General features: G+C 44.9%; 15 protein-coding genes. 11 read left to right on the top strand and 4 right to left on the bottom strand.

Annotated elements, in window-relative coordinates:
* Positions 1-28: 28 nt before the first annotated feature.
* Together Q5866_RS00880 and Q5866_RS00875 are read left to right on the top strand one after the other, a co-directional pair.
* The gene (locus Q5866_RS00880) at positions 29-1,150 is read left to right on the top strand and encodes a nucleoside recognition domain-containing protein (RefSeq protein ID WP_303178152.1); all 1,122 of its coding nucleotides are present in this window, start codon (positions 29-31) and stop codon (positions 1,148-1,150) included.
* Positions 1,151-1,229: 79 nt separating this feature from the next.
* Complete coding sequence (locus Q5866_RS00875) at positions 1,230-2,840, top strand: glycosyltransferase family 39 protein (protein WP_303178151.1); 1,611 nt, start codon at positions 1,230-1,232, stop codon at positions 2,838-2,840.
* Here the strand turns inward: Q5866_RS00875 and Q5866_RS00870 are convergent.
* Positions 2,790-3,401 (bottom strand): lipid-A-disaccharide synthase N-terminal domain-containing protein, encoded by a 612-nt coding sequence (locus tag Q5866_RS00870; RefSeq protein WP_186974874.1) that lies wholly within the window; start codon positions 3,399-3,401, stop codon positions 2,790-2,792. The genes Q5866_RS00875 and Q5866_RS00870 overlap by 51 nt on opposite strands.
* Positions 3,398-4,126 (bottom strand): glycosyltransferase, encoded by a 729-nt coding sequence (locus Q5866_RS00865; protein WP_303178149.1) that lies wholly within the window; start codon positions 4,124-4,126, stop codon positions 3,398-3,400. The genes Q5866_RS00870 and Q5866_RS00865 overlap by 4 nt, the downstream gene beginning before the upstream one ends.
* A gap of 120 nt (positions 4,127-4,246) precedes the next feature.
* On the opposite strand from Q5866_RS00865, the gene pyrH reads away from it, so the two are divergent.
* The 9 genes from pyrH to zupT all read left to right on the top strand — a co-directional run bounded on the left by pyrH (position 4,247) and on the right by zupT (position 13,196).
* Positions 4,247-4,951 carry a UMP kinase gene (pyrH, locus tag Q5866_RS00860; RefSeq protein ID WP_099291331.1) on the top strand — a complete coding sequence of 235 codons (705 nt, stop codon included), beginning with the start codon at positions 4,247-4,249 and terminating at the stop codon, positions 4,949-4,951.
* Positions 4,952-5,022: 71 nt separating this feature from the next.
* The gene (dxs, locus tag Q5866_RS00855; protein ID WP_227216942.1) at positions 5,023-6,906 is read left to right on the top strand and encodes a 1-deoxy-D-xylulose-5-phosphate synthase; all 1,884 of its coding nucleotides are present in this window, start codon (positions 5,023-5,025) and stop codon (positions 6,904-6,906) included.
* Positions 6,907-6,915: 9 nt separating this feature from the next.
* Positions 6,916-7,614, top strand: a complete 699-nt coding sequence (locus Q5866_RS00850; protein ID WP_303178146.1) for a Crp/Fnr family transcriptional regulator — start codon at positions 6,916-6,918, stop codon at positions 7,612-7,614.
* Positions 7,615-7,672: 58 nt separating this feature from the next.
* Positions 7,673-8,869: a pyridoxal phosphate-dependent aminotransferase gene (locus Q5866_RS00845; RefSeq protein WP_186974877.1), complete on the top strand. Its 1,197-nt coding sequence runs from the start codon at positions 7,673-7,675 to the stop codon at positions 8,867-8,869.
* Positions 8,870-9,159: 290 nt separating this feature from the next.
* Positions 9,160-10,302 (top strand): 1-acyl-sn-glycerol-3-phosphate acyltransferase, encoded by a 1,143-nt coding sequence (locus Q5866_RS00840; protein ID WP_099291335.1) that lies wholly within the window; start codon positions 9,160-9,162, stop codon positions 10,300-10,302.
* The gene (locus Q5866_RS00835; protein WP_099291336.1) at positions 10,293-10,475 is read left to right on the top strand and encodes a hypothetical protein; all 183 of its coding nucleotides are present in this window, start codon (positions 10,293-10,295) and stop codon (positions 10,473-10,475) included. Before Q5866_RS00840 ends, Q5866_RS00835 begins: the two co-directional genes overlap by 10 nt.
* The gene (locus tag Q5866_RS00830) at positions 10,475-10,759 is read left to right on the top strand and encodes a hypothetical protein (RefSeq protein WP_303178143.1); all 285 of its coding nucleotides are present in this window, start codon (positions 10,475-10,477) and stop codon (positions 10,757-10,759) included. The genes Q5866_RS00835 and Q5866_RS00830 overlap by 1 nt, the downstream gene beginning before the upstream one ends.
* Positions 10,760-10,769: 10 nt before the next feature.
* A complete protein-coding gene (gene gltX, locus Q5866_RS00825; protein ID WP_303178141.1) occupies positions 10,770-12,299 on the top strand; it encodes a glutamate--tRNA ligase in 1,530 nt (509 codons plus the stop codon).
* Positions 12,300-12,383: 84 nt separating this feature from the next.
* A complete protein-coding gene (gene zupT, locus Q5866_RS00820; protein WP_186974881.1) occupies positions 12,384-13,196 on the top strand; it encodes a zinc transporter ZupT in 813 nt (270 codons plus the stop codon).
* A gap of 33 nt (positions 13,197-13,229) precedes the next feature.
* Here the strand turns inward: zupT and Q5866_RS00815 are convergent, their stop codons facing one another.
* Both Q5866_RS00815 and Q5866_RS00810 read right to left on the bottom strand, forming a co-directional pair.
* Positions 13,230-13,844 carry a nitroreductase family protein gene (locus Q5866_RS00815; RefSeq protein WP_227216941.1) on the bottom strand — a complete coding sequence of 205 codons (615 nt, stop codon included), beginning with the start codon at positions 13,842-13,844 and terminating at the stop codon, positions 13,230-13,232.
* 12 nt (positions 13,845-13,856) lie between these two features.
* The gene (locus tag Q5866_RS00810) at positions 13,857-14,387 is read right to left on the bottom strand and encodes an NAD(P)H-dependent oxidoreductase (RefSeq protein ID WP_186975003.1); all 531 of its coding nucleotides are present in this window, start codon (positions 14,385-14,387) and stop codon (positions 13,857-13,859) included.
* Positions 14,388-14,535 lie beyond the last annotated feature (148 nt).

Genomic DNA, 14,535 nt, shown 5'->3' with positions numbered 1-14,535 from the left:
ACCCTCTATTTATTAATCCTGTAAAAACATGAAGAAATTTATTCCCACCGGGATTCCATGCCTAATTATCGTGGTTGGAATTTTTTATTACATCGCGTCCGTGATGGAAATCCCGCACATGCTCAACACAATCATGAATACCGCTCATGATTTATTATTGAATACGGTCTTCTATTTAATGGGAATCTGTGTCATCACGGGTGCCCTAGGACGTATTTTCGTGGAGTTCGGTGTCGTGAAACTTTTGGAAAAAATCTTGCGTCCTTTGATGAAGCCTTTGTTCAATTTACCGGGAACTGCCTCGTTGGGCGCCGTGTTGACATTCTTGTCGGATAATCCCGCTATTATTTCTCTGGCAAAAGATGTTCGTTTCGGCAGTTATTTCAAGAAATACCAATTGATATCTCTTACCAATTTCGGAACCGCTTTCGGCATGGGATTGCTTGTTATCGTTTTCATGATTGGTCAAGGGTATTACTCCGCACCTTTCATCGGTTTGTTCGGGGCGTTTTGCGGTTGTATCGTTTCCACCCGCCTTATGCAACGTTTCATCCTGAAATCGCATCCCCATTTCAAAGATGAAAGCGCGATAACTGAAATCGTGGAAGTGGAGGAAAATACGGATAATTCGAATAAAACTCTTTTCTTGCGTATTTTGGACGCCTTGCTTGACGGGGGACGCTCGGGAGTAGATATCGGTATCGCCATTATCCCGGGGGTATTGGTTATCTCCACGTTCGTGATGATATTAACTTTCGGACCGTCCGCAGAAGGATACACCGGAGCCGCTTATCAAGGAACGGAACTTCTTCCCTATCTGGCGGGTAAAGTAAATATTCTTTTCGAGTGGCTTTTCGGTTTCGAGGACCCCCACCTTGTTGCATTCCCCATCACAGCCCTTGGAGCTGTGGGCGCAGCCCTAGGTCTTGTACCTAATTTCGCGGCTCAAGGCTGGATTGACGGTAACGCTATTGCCGTGTTTACCGCTATCGGGATGTGCTGGAGCGGTTATTTAAGTACCCATACCGCTATGCTGGATTCCCTGGGATTCCGCCAGCTAACATCAAAGGCCATCGTCGCACACACTATCGGCGGACTTGTTGCCGGTGTTATCGCGCATTGGGTTTATGTACTTTTCCAATTATTGTAATATGAAAAGCTAACGAAAAGGTTGTGAGAACCTTTTCGTTAGCTTTCCCGTAACACGTATATTACTTACGCGAACAGACATGAAAAATATAAAGCCGTATCCATATTTTTTGTTATTCGCCTTGGTTTTACCCGTGTTGTTGTTTCGGGATTTTACGCCCAACAACGAGTTAAAATACTTGAGCATCGCGGACGAGGCTTTACGAGAGGGGCATTTCTTCACTTTCTATAACCAAGGAGAAGTATACGCGGATAAACCACCCTTGTATTTCTGGTTTATCATGCTGTGTAAATGGATTTTCGGCGAATATCACATGCTGGTGCTTTCCCTGTTTTCAATCATCCCGGCACTGGTTTCCATTCACGTGATGAACAAATGGGTGGAAGAGGATACTACCCCCCGGTCAAGGTGGAACGCTTCATTGATGCTTTACACGAGCGCATTCTTTATCGGCTCCGGGCTTGTGTTGCGCATGGATATGCTGATGTGCATGTTTATCTTGCTGGCTTTGTACACGTTCTACAAACAATATTCCGGCAAAGGACGACCGATTGACCGTTTTTTGCTACCAATTTATATCTTCTTGGCTATTTTCTCGAAAGGGCCTGTCGGGTTTATCGTTCCCGTCGTTTCAATCACGGTATTCCTAATCGTGAAAAAAGAAATCCGGCAGTTCGGGCGTTATCTGGGATGGAGCGCGTGGGGTATTCTTCTGGGGTTATGTGCCATATGGTTCGGGTGCGTGTATATAGAAGGCGGAAACGCCTATCTCAATAACCTGCTTTTTAACCAGACCGTCAACCGGGCTATTGATTCATTCCATCATAAAGAGGCATTCTGGTATTACGGAATCACGATTTGGTACTCCATTGCCCCTTGGTCACTTTTATATATAGCAACCATCATTATTGCCCTCCGTAAAAAACTGCTCACCACGGACAAGGAGAAGTTTTTCCTGACCGTAATTGTTTCGTCTTTCGTGCTTTTATCCATGTTCAGCGCAAAGCTCGATATTTATATGTTACCCCTGTTCCCGTTTTTCACTTATCTGACTGTATTGTTGCTCCCTAAAATAAAAGAAAAACGGATTGCTTTCGCAGTGTATATCCCGGTCGTCGCGTTCATGATTGCCCCCGTTGTCGCTTTGGCAATCCATAACAAGTTCGAGTACCCGCACTCCATATTTATTTTCATGGCGATAGGTGTACTTTTCGTCTTCAGTCTATTCGCTTTCTCGCTGCTAGTGAAGAAAAAATTATACCAAGCGATAAACACTGCCGCCTTAGGGATATTGGGAACATTGTTTGTCGGGGGCTTTGCCCTGCCGCGGCTCAATTCAAATATAGGATTATCCGAAATGGCTGAAAAAGCTCATGAAATTTGCGAAGAGGAAGATATCGACCACTATTATTACTACCGTTTCCGTAGCGGGGAAAATATGGATGTTTATCTACATGAAGACCCGATAAAGATATCGGACGAGGATTCTTTGTTCAAGGTGTACGAGCAAGGGGATTGCATGATTTTCCTAAAAGAACGGGATGTGGCTCGTTCGGAAGCTATAATGACATGGCTTGAAACCGTACATTACGAGAAAATAGGAATCTTTTATCTGGTACACCCGTCACAAGGCGAACAATTAGCAACTACCCTTGCGGGAGAGCCAAATGTTGCGACCGTAAGCCAGTAAACCCGTGGATTGCCCAAGTATCAAGACCGGGTCGTGCCGATAAATGGCGTATGAAACAATAATCAATGAACCGAATAAGCTGATTACCCAGAAACCAAGCGGGAGTAGGGATTCGTCTTTGCGCTTGGAATAAATCCACTGGTAAACGAAACGAAGGGTAAATATAATCTGTCCCATCGAACCGTAAAGCAATAACCACAAAGGAATTTTCTCGTTCCGGAAGAACTGGTCGACAAACGCGCTCGCGTCTTCTATCATGTAAATGATTGCCGCAACGGGCGTAAGCAAAAGCACTGTACGCAAAACCAGAGGCAACCATTTCCACTGGTGTTTTTTGTTCAGGTTCCAGATGTAAATATAATAGGATATGATTTGTCCGAAAATAATAGCGAAGTCATCCCTCAACCAGCCATAGATGAATAACAGATAAGAACCCAATATGCTCAATTGCCAGAATATCGCCGGGGAGATTACTTTTTTAGCCCGCTCGGACAATATCCATTGCAGTAATATCCGGGCGGAAAAGAAAATTTGAGCGAGAAATCCGACAACGTAAATCATAGATTGTTTTCAGCCACTTGATAGTTAATATAACGTTTCCTCATCCAACGGTAAGCAAAACAATCTTTGAAAGGACCGACCAAGCGGTTAGCCAAGTTATATTTTGATTTTCCGGCGATACGCGGGAAATGGCGCACGGGAACTTGTTTTACCCGCCCGTGCTGCAACTGTATCAGTGCCGGCAGGAAACGATGCATCCCGGTAAAGAAAGGAATCCGTTTCGCGTAATCGGTGCGCAACACTTTCAACGGGCATCCGGTATCCTCCACCCCGTCATGCGTCATCATTCGGCGGAACCCGTTGGCGATACGGGAAGACATATTTTTGACGAAACTGTCTTTCCGTCCGGTACGGATGCCCATCACCATCTCGAACTCGTCCGCGTGTTCCAACAGGCTATTAAAATCCTCGGGTGTCGTTTGCAAATCGGCATCGATGTATCCCACCCACTTGGAAAAAGAATTGTCTATCCCCGCTTTCATGGCAGCACTCAATCCCCCGTTTTTAGCGAGATTCAAAAAGAAAAATCCCTCGTTTCTACCGCAAACCTCCCGGATAAGGCGTTCACTATCATCTTTTGAGCCGTCGTTTACAAACAATACACAAGAAGTAGCCTTGGCTGTCTTTAAAAACTCCCCCAACTCTTTCTCTAATCTTAGGATGTTCCCCTCCTCGTTATACACTGGCACTATGACTGTTAGATCGTAATTAGCGGTTCTGTTCATCTGCGGTGAAATTTATATTCTCAAATTAAATTATAGTTATAACAAAAATTCATTAGTTTTGTTGTTGCGTTTTAGCGAAGAAACTAAGTTTTTTGTTATAAAATTTAAACAGACAAAGATATGCAATATAACCGAATTTTGTTAAAACTCAGCGGCGAATCTTTAATGGGTGGTCAAAAATATGGTATAGATACCACGTGTTTGGAGAGTTATGCCCGTCAAATACATGAAATTGCAAAAATGGGAGTCCAAGTAGGGATTGTTATCGGTGGCGGCAATATTTTCAGGGGACTGAGTGGTACAAATAAGGGTTTCGACCGGGTAAAAGGCGACAGCATGGGTATGTTGGCAACCGTAATCAACAGCTTGGCTTTAAGTTCGGCTTTAGACAACGAGGGATGTAAAAACAAAGTACTCACGGCTATCCGCATGGAACCTATCGGGGAATTCTACTCGAAAGCAAAAGCCATGGAATATTTGAAAGAAGGGTATGTCACTATCATGAGTGCCGGAACGGGTAACCCGTATTTCACAACCGACACGGCGAGCAGCCTGCGTGCCATCGAGATAGAGGCGGATGCCATGTTCAAAGGTACCCGCGTGGACGGTATTTATACTGCCGACCCGGAGAAAGACCCGACAGCAACCAAATTCGATAAAATTACCTATGACGAGATATACAACCGGGGACTAAAGGTGATGGACCTGACGGCGACGACCATGTGTAAAGAAAATCATTTACCGATTATCGTTTTCAACATGGACCAACCGGGTAACTTGAAAAAAGTCATTTCGGGCGAAAATATCGGAACAATCGTGTATTAATAATTGAAAATTGAAAATTGAAAATTGAAAATGAAGGGAGAAAACCTTCAGACTTTTTTCAATGGTTAATTATGAACGAAGAAAAAAGAATATTAGATACGATAAACTCTCCCGATGATTTGAAGAAGGTGCCGGAAGACGACCTGATTCAATTGTGTCGGGAATTACGCGAGAAAATCATTGACGAGTGTTCGGAACACCCCGGACATTTCGGGGCCGGATTGGGGGTTGTCGAGCTTACCGTGGCATTGCACTACGTGTTCGATACTCCGTACGATAATATCGTGTGGGACGTGGGACATCAAGCTTACCCCCACAAGATTCTTACCGGGAGAAGGGATAACTTCTGCACGAACCGGCAGTACAAGGGACTCAGCGGTTTTCCCAAAAGAAGCGAAAGCGAATATGACGCTTTCGGGACGGGACACTCCTCGACCTCGATTTCCGCCGCGCTGGGAATGGCCGTAGCGGCAAAAATGAACGGGGAGGAAGACCGCCTATCGGTGGCAATTATCGGGGACGGGGCGATGACCGGGGGACTGGCTTTCGAGGGATTGAATAACGCGGGTATTAATAATGCCAACCTGCTGGTTATTCTCAACGACAACAACATGGCAATTGACCCCAACGTGGGCGGAATGAATGAATACCTTCTCGATATCACGACTTCCAAAACATATAACAAACTGAAAGAAGATATCTGGAATATTCTCGGGCGCATCAATAAAATCAGCCCGGGAGCCCGAAACTTCATCCAGAAAATAGATAATAGCGTCAAATCATTGATGCTACGCCAGAGCAACTTGTTCGAGGCTCTGGGATTCCGGTATTTCGGCCCCGTGGACGGGCATGATGTCAACCACTTGGTCAAGGTTCTCCGTGACCTGAAACAAATTAAAGGCCCTAAACTTCTCCACTGTATCACAGTCAAGGGGAAAGGGTTCAAACAAGCCGAGATAGACCAAACGACTTGGCACGCACCGGGGAAATTCAATAAAGAAACCGGGGAAATCATCAAAGAATGCAAGGAAAATACTCCGCCCAAATTCCAGGATGTTTTCGGTCATACCATACTGGAATTGGCTCATACCAATCCCAAAATCGTGGGAATTACTCCCGCCATGCCATCGGGTTGCTCGTTAAATATCATGATGAAAGAGATGCCCGATCGCTGTTTTGATGTCGGCATCGCCGAACAACACGCCGTTACGTTCTCGGCAGGATTGGCGGCACAGGGGTACGTACCTTTCTGTAATATCTATTCTTCTTTCATGCAACGAGCATACGATCAAGTAATACACGACGTGGCATTGCAAAAACTCAACGTCGTTTTCTGTCTTGACCGGGGAGGATTGGTCGGGGCTGACGGGGCTACACACCACGGCGTTTTTGACCTTGCCAGCTTCCGTTGTATCCCGAACCTAACAATAGCCTCTCCCCTCAACGAGGAAGAATTACGCGATATGATGTACACGGCTCAATTGCCGGACAAAGGACCTTTCTCCATTCGCTACCCGCGAGGTAACGGGACAATGGTCAAGTGGCGTACCCCGTTCAAGGAATTGCCTATCGGGCAAGGACGTTGTATTATTGAAGGCGAGGATGTTGCCATCGTATCCATCGGAGCTATCGGGAACGAGGCTCTCAAAGCTATTGAAAAGGGAACGGGGCGTTCGGTTGCCTTCTATGATATGCGATTCCTCAAACCTCTGGATGAAAAATTACTCCATTCAATATTTCATAAATTCAAAAAAATCATTACCTTAGAGGACGGAACAATCGTGGGCGGACTGGGTAGTGCCGTGCTTGAATTTATGTCTGATCACGGGTATTCCGCCAAGGTTGTGCGCTTGGGTGTTCCGGATCAGTTCGTGGAACACGGTACACAACAACAGTTATACCGTGAATGTGGTTATGATTGCGAATCTATATTCCGGGCAATTTGTTCGATATAAAAGGAAAGCATGAAAGAAGAGGCTCCAATACCAAAATTATCGGAATGTATTAGCAAATTCAAGCTAACATTCAAAGGTGTGCCTGACGAGTACCTCGAAACATTATTCACGGATGACACGGTAAAATTCTATAAAAAAGGCGAATACATCTATAAAGAAGGTTCTCGCATTAAAGGATGTTATTTTCTTTTTTCAGGTGTCGTGAAAATCTTCCAAACCGGAATTACCGGAAAAGAGCAAATTATTCGTTTCGGGAAAGAGAGCGAAATGTTCGGATTTCGTTCTGTCATCCGTAATGAATTAGCTTGTACCTCGGTGGAAACTTTATCCGACTGTATATTGTGTTATATCTCTTATACATCGTTGACACACATGATAAAACACAGTTCGGATTTCGCTTATGAAATGATGCAAATCGCCTGCAAGGAACTGGAAGAAGCCAATCGTCATATCCGTGATATCGCTCAGAAATCGGTAAAAGCCCGGCTGGCAGAAATACTCTTGCTTATCGCTTCCGATTTCGGTGTTGAAGAAGACGGGACTTTACGACTGAATATCACCCGCGAAGACTTGAGTAATTTCGTGGGAACCGCTACCGAAACCCTGATCCGACTGCTCTCCGATTTGAAGAACGAGGGACTGGTAGAAGCCAAAGGAAGGAAAATAAAATTATTAGATCATGATAAACTAAAAAAATTGGCTGATTGATTTAAAATCATTCAATATGTCTATCTTTGTGCAAGATAAATTTAAACTCGAATAACTTATGCCACAGATTTCAGAAAAAGGGATGGCGATGCCTTCTTCGCCGATTCGCAAATTGGTTCCGTTCGCGGATAAAGCAAAAGAAAGAGGGATTAAAGTGTACCACTTGAATATCGGTCAACCGGATATTCAAACCCCGGAGGTCGCTTTAGAAGCTTTAAAACACTGTAACGAGAAGGTGATTGAATATACCCATTCTGCCGGAAATCTTTCCTACAGAAAAAAATTAGCCAAATATTACCAGAATATCGGTATCAATATCGACGAAACGAATATCATGATAACTACCGGAGGTTCCGAGGCTATCACGATCGCTTTCATGTCCACGTTGAACCCGGGTGATGAGGTGATTATCCCCGAACCGTTCTACGCCAATTATAACGCTTTTGCTCTTATGTGCGGCGTAAAGGTAAAAACGGTTACCTCTTCTATCGAAACAAACTTCGCTTTGCCCCCGATTGCAGAGATCGAGAAAGTAATTACTCCCCGCACGAAAGGTATCGTGATCGTGAACCCGAATAACCCGACGGGATACTTGTATTCCAAGGAAGAACTGGAACAACTCGCTACCATCGTGAAGAAACATGATCTTTACCTGTACGCTGACGAGGTGTATCGTGAATTCTGCTATGACGGATACAAACATTTCTCCACAATGCAATTGCAAGGCATCGAACAGAACGTGATCCTGTTGGATTCTGTTTCCAAGAGATACAGCGAGTGCGGTCTTCGCGTGGGTGCATTGGTTACCCGCAACAAAGACGTTATGACGGCTGCCTTGAAATTCGGTATGGCTCGTTTGTGCGCCCCGGCAATCGGTCAGATCATTGCCGAAGCATCACTTGATACCCCCGCCGAATATTTTGAAAGCGTGTATAACGAATACATCGAAAGACGTGATTTCATGGTTGAAGCCCTCAATAAAATGCCGGGAGTTATTTGCCCGAAACCGAGAGGAGCTTTCTATGCCGTGGTAAAATTACCCGTTGACGATGCAGACAAATTCGCACAATGGTTGCTCGAGGATTTCGAGTACAACAAGCAAACCGTTATGGTAGCTCCCGCGAGCGGATTCTACTCTACCCCGGGACTCGGTAAAGACGAGGTAAGAATTGCTTACGTGTTGAAGATTGAAGACCTCAAGGGTGCCATGGAAACATTGGCAAAGGCTCTTGAAGTTTATCCCGGTAGAAAATAAGCAAGGCGTGCTTTGGCACACCTTCTAGTTCATAAGGTCTGTAAAGTCTATAAAGTCAAAGGTCCTTAGACCCTTGTTCTGTGACCTTACAGACCTTATAGACTTTATGGACCTTACAGACTTCATAAACTGCATCCGGCAAAACGACTTTAAAGACTCATTTTTCGACCATAACTTTACAGAAAATAAGGCGTTTCACTCATTTAGACCGAATATAAGCTTATCAGACACACTTTTATAAAACATTTTATCTATATTTGCCACGTGATTTCTAATTTTAAAATTACGACATGACATCGGATTCCCAATTTAATAGTATCAGACCCTACATGGGGGAAGAGATTCCAGCCGCCGTGGAGCGACTGAGCCAAGCAGAAGAGTTTTTGGCACTTTTTTCCCAAATGACAAGGATTGATAAGACTAAAATACAAGAGCAACTGAAAGGTATCACTACCAGAAAAGAGTTTCAGGAACGTTTTTTCGGTCCCACGATGAAGCGTTTGATAGCAGGAACGACCGACGGGGTGACAGCAACGGGGTTAGAATATATCGAACCGGGTAAAAGTTATCTCTTCGTTTCAAATCATCGGGATATTATCCTCGACTCGGCAATACTCAACGTATTGCTATCAGAGCGGGGCTGCCACTATTGCGAAGCGGCTATCGGCAGCAACTTGTTAATCAACAAATGGGTGACCGATCTCGTGAAGCTGGATGCCTGCTTTATCATAGAGCGGGGACTTCCCGTGCGTGACATGATTACCAGCGCGAATATGCGTTCTCATTATTTGCGTGACGTCATTCACGAGAATGAGGATTCCGTGTGGATTGCTCAAAAAGAAGGAAGAACCAAAAACGGGGATGACCGCACGCAACACAGTTTGCTGAAAATGTTCCGCATGAGTGGTCCGAAAGGTTTCGTGGAGAATTTCCGTGAATTACGGGTTGTGCCTGTATCCATCTCCTACGAGTGGGAACCTTGTGATGATCTGAAAACCGACGAATTATATCAAAAGACTGTCGGTGAATATATCAAGACTCCTGCCGCGGATATGAGAAGTATGCAACAAGGTCTGTCCGGATACAAGGGACGGGTGCATTTTGCCATCACACCCCCGATTGACCATGAACTGGAAGAAATTGATGCCAAGGACAATAACGGCGACCGTATCGCTGAACTAGCAACGCTTATCGATTCCAGAATACAAGGTAACTTCAAATTATGGGAGAATAATTACGTCGCTTACGACTTACTTCACGGCACGAACAAGTTCACCTCCAAATACAGCGAGAAGGAAAAAGATAATTTCATCCGCGTGATGACTGAAAAGTTGGATAAACTCGAGGGAAACCGTTCCGTGCTGAATAACATTTTCCTCGAAATCTACGCTAACCCGGTTAAAAATGCTTTAGAAAGACATATATGCGAATAGCCAGATATTTGCTGATACTAGCAGCATTCCTTATTATGATATCCAGTACGATTAGTCTTTTTGCTCCGCAAAATAGTCGTACTGCCGTGTACGTGAACGTGGGCGCCATGGCAGCACTCGCTGTTGCAGTCGGAGTCATCAATTTCAAGAATACCCCGAGAAATAACATGTAATGTACAAGTTCAAACGCAATATACATCTCAAAGACCGCTCGGTGGAAATGTGGTTCGGGTTGACCAGTAAAAGCCGCAATCAACATAGTAATTTTACTCTTTACGTTCTCACGGAAGGTCCTGATAAGCCTTTTAGCTATGCAGAGCCTATCAAGAGCGGCATCCCATCCAAAAAGGAAGCCGAACGTTACGCGATTACCTATGCCAAAAACCTTCTGATGCAACTCATCGAACGGGAAAAAGAAGAAAAAAAAGAACAAGAAGGAGAAAACGAGCTATTATAATACTAAAGATATGATTTCCGATAGAAAAGTCAGAGTAAGATTTGCTCCCAGCCCCACCGGAGCCCTTCACTTGGGTGGTGTAAGAACAGCCCTCTTTAATTACCTTTTTGCCCGCCATAACGGGGGTGATTTCCTGTTAAGAATCGAGGATACTGACCAAACCCGCTACGTACCGGGAGCCGAAGAATACATCATCGAATCATTGAAATGGTGCGGATTGACCGTGGACGAGGGTGTAGGTGCAGGAGGAGAATATGGACCTTATCGCCAAAGCGAGCGTAAACCGCTTTACAAACAATATGCCCTCCAACTCGTGGAGTCGGGCAACGCGTACTATTCGTTCGACAGTGCCGACGAGTTGAACGCACAACGTGCAGCACATGAGGCAAAAGGGGAAACATTCATGTATAATGCCGCCACTCGCAAGCACATGAAGAATTCACTCAACATGAGTGCGGACGAAGTAAAAGCCCTTTTGGATAACGGTGCAAATTACGTGATTCGCTTCAAGATGCCGGAAAACGAAGATTTGCTATTACACGATATTATCCGGGGAGAAGTACATTTCAATACCTCTCTTCTGGACGACAAAGTACTGTTTAAAGCAGACGGAATGCCCACGTACCATTTGGCAAACATCGTGGACGATCATCTGATGAAGATTTCGCACGTGATCCGCGGTGAAGAATGGTTACCCTCCCTCCCGCTACACGTACTCCTGTACCGGGCTTTCGGTTGGGAAGATACCATGCCGGAGTTCGCGCATCTGCCGTTGATTCTGAAACCCGTCGGCAACGGGAAACTCAGCAAACGTGACGGTAACAAAATGGGCTTCCCCGTGTTCCCCATGGAATTTACCGATCCGGAAACCGGTGAAAAATGGCACGGTTACAAGGAAGACGGTTATCTGCCCGATGCCTTTATCAATATGCTTGCCCTATTGGGCTGGAATCCCGGCACGGAGCAAGAGATATTTTCTCTGTCCGAACTGTGCGAGCAGTTCACGCTGGAACGCGTAAATAAATCAGGTGCCCGTTTTAACCCGGATAAGGCAAAATGGTTTAATCACAAGTACCTCGTGGAAAAGAGCGATGCCGATTTGGCTGTCATGTTAAATGAATTACTTGCAAAGGACGGTATTTCTTACGATATTAATAAACTGGAGAAGATTTGCCATTTGCTGAAAGAAAGAGCAAACTTCGTGGCAGATATTTACAATTCGTCACAGTATTTCTACAAAGCCCCGCAAAGTTATGACGAAAAAGGGGTGAAAAAATTCTGGAAAGAAGGAACACCCGCGCTGATGCAAGAGCTAGTCGGAGTACTGGAAAACGTACAAGACTTTACCTCCCCCAACACGGAAGAAGCCGTGAGGGAATGGGTTACGGCAAAAGAAATGGGCTTCGGTAAGGTTATGAGTCCGTTCCGATTGGCTATTATCGGTGCCGCCGATGGTCCTCATTTATTTGACATTATTGAAATTTTAGGGAAAAAAGAAACTTTAACACGACTTCACCGTATTATAGATATATTGCGATAACTCTATTAAACAAAAACCAAAAACTAAAAGTTGGAAAAGATCACACTGACCCTTTCTAACTTTTAGTTTTTAATACCGAAATGCATGGATATCTCTTGGAATAACGTGTTGCTGGCTTTCACGCTAACTTTATTTGCCGGACTATCGACCGGAATTGGTAGTGCCATTGCTTTTCTGACGAAAAAAACGAACAAAAAATTCCTGTCCCTCTCGCTGGGATTCAGCGCAGGAGTGATGATATACGTCTCTTTCGTGGAGTTGTTTCCTACCGCTAAAGAATCCATCGAGGAAGTGTACGACGGCAAGATTGCCGATATTATCACGGCTATCGCTTTCTTTTGCGGCATGGGACTTATTGCCGTTATCGACAAATTGATTCCTTCCTACGAGAACCCGCACGAGGTAAAATCCGTCGAGAGCATGGCGCAACAACCTCATGACAAGAAATTAATGCGCATGGGGATATTCTCGGCTCTCGCCATCGGTATCCACAACTTCCCGGAAGGTCTGGCTACTTTTATTGCCGGACTGTCTAACCCGGAAATAGCATACCCGATCGCATTCGCTATCGCCATTCACAATATCCCGGAAGGGATTGCCGTATCGGTCCCCATATTCTTTGCCACGGGCAACCGAAAAAAAGCATTCAAACTGTCTTTTCTTTCCGGCTTGTCCGAGCCCCTCGGAGCTATTATCGGCTTCGTTCTAATCTATTTCTTCATCGGGATTAATGCCGTTGTCCTTGGCGTTCTGTTTGCCCTTGTAGCAGGCATCATGGTATTCATCTCTCTTGACGAACTTCTCCCTACCGCCAAAGAATACGGCGCACATCATTTGTCTATTTACGGACTCGTTACCGGAATGGGGCTTATGGCTTTTAGCCTGTTACTGTTCTAAAGATAAAGGCTCGATTTAACCGAGCCTTTATCTTTAGAATTTATTCCGATGAATTTTACTTTCATCGTATTTATCTTTCGCTTTTTGCGGACCATCGGGATAACCGACAGGAATGATACAAAGCGGCACAAATTGTTCGGGCATAGCCGTGTATTTCCGGACAACCCCGATGCGATCCTCGTAAGGATAAGCCGCCGTCCATACGGCTCCCAACCCGAGAGCCTCAGCAGCCAAGAGAATATTCTGCGTTACTGCCGAACAGTCCACGTACCAATAAGAAGAACGGGTAGAATCACCACAAACGACAATAGCCATCGGTGCTTGTGCCAACATTTTGGCATAAGGCAGACTTGCAGCCATCGAATCAAGCGCTGCCCGATCGGTTACCACGACAAATTCCCACGGACGTCTGTCCATCCCGGAAGGTGCAGCCATTCCCGCCTTCAACATAGCGGTAATCTTCTCTTCCTCTACTTCTTTCTTTAAATACTTGCGTACACTCTTGCGTGCCGCGATATTTTCCAAAACAGCCTTGGTCTTCAAAACCGGATCATCTTGTTGTTTCGCGTCTCCCATACATGATGTTTTTAAAAATACAATCACCAATACTACGGCAAGCAGAACGTAAAAGGTATTAAATTTCTTCATTTTCTTCTTCATTTATTTTTTCAATAACGCTTCTATCCGCTGGCGATAAGCCTTTGCACCTTCTTTCACGTTCTCGGCTCCGGCAGGTGTCGCCACGCCATAAACCACGTGAGGCGTTTGCCAGACCATACCCGAATGATTAGCCGTCAACTGGTAAGGACGCAATAACTCGTCCATCGTAAAATGATTCCTGCCTCCGGAACGATACGCCTCGTATTCCGAACCCGTTGTCGTGGCCACCATTAACGGTTTCCCTTTCACCACCTCGGTTTGTGCCAAGGGCGTGAAAATCTCATCCAACCACTTTTTCAACTGTGAAGGCGCACTCGCCCAATAAAACGGGAATTGAAACACAACCGCTTTCGCCTCCGATAAAATTTTCTTGTGCGCCTCGGCGTCAAAAGGCTTGGCGTACAAATCCAGAATTACCACTCCCGGAATATCTTTCACGGCATCAATCAATGCCTTATTCGCCTGTGACTCCTTGAAATTCGGGTGAGCCAACAAGATCACTACATTTCCTGAATTCTTTGCTTTTTCCATTTTCTCTGCATTTAAAGCACCCGCGGAAAAAATAACCGCAAGTATTAATACAATTGTTTTCATAAGCTTAATTTACAGTTTGCAACTTCGAATATACGAAAAAAAACGGTTTTCCCCCTTAAACTTCTTACAAAATAAAAGATACTTG

Source organism: uncultured Butyricimonas sp. (assembly GCF_959596855.1).
Lineage (GTDB): Bacteria > Bacteroidota > Bacteroidia > Bacteroidales > Marinifilaceae > Butyricimonas > Butyricimonas muris.
The sequence above is the reverse complement of the archived record's forward strand: the minus strand, read 5'-3'. Positions and strand labels throughout refer to the sequence as shown.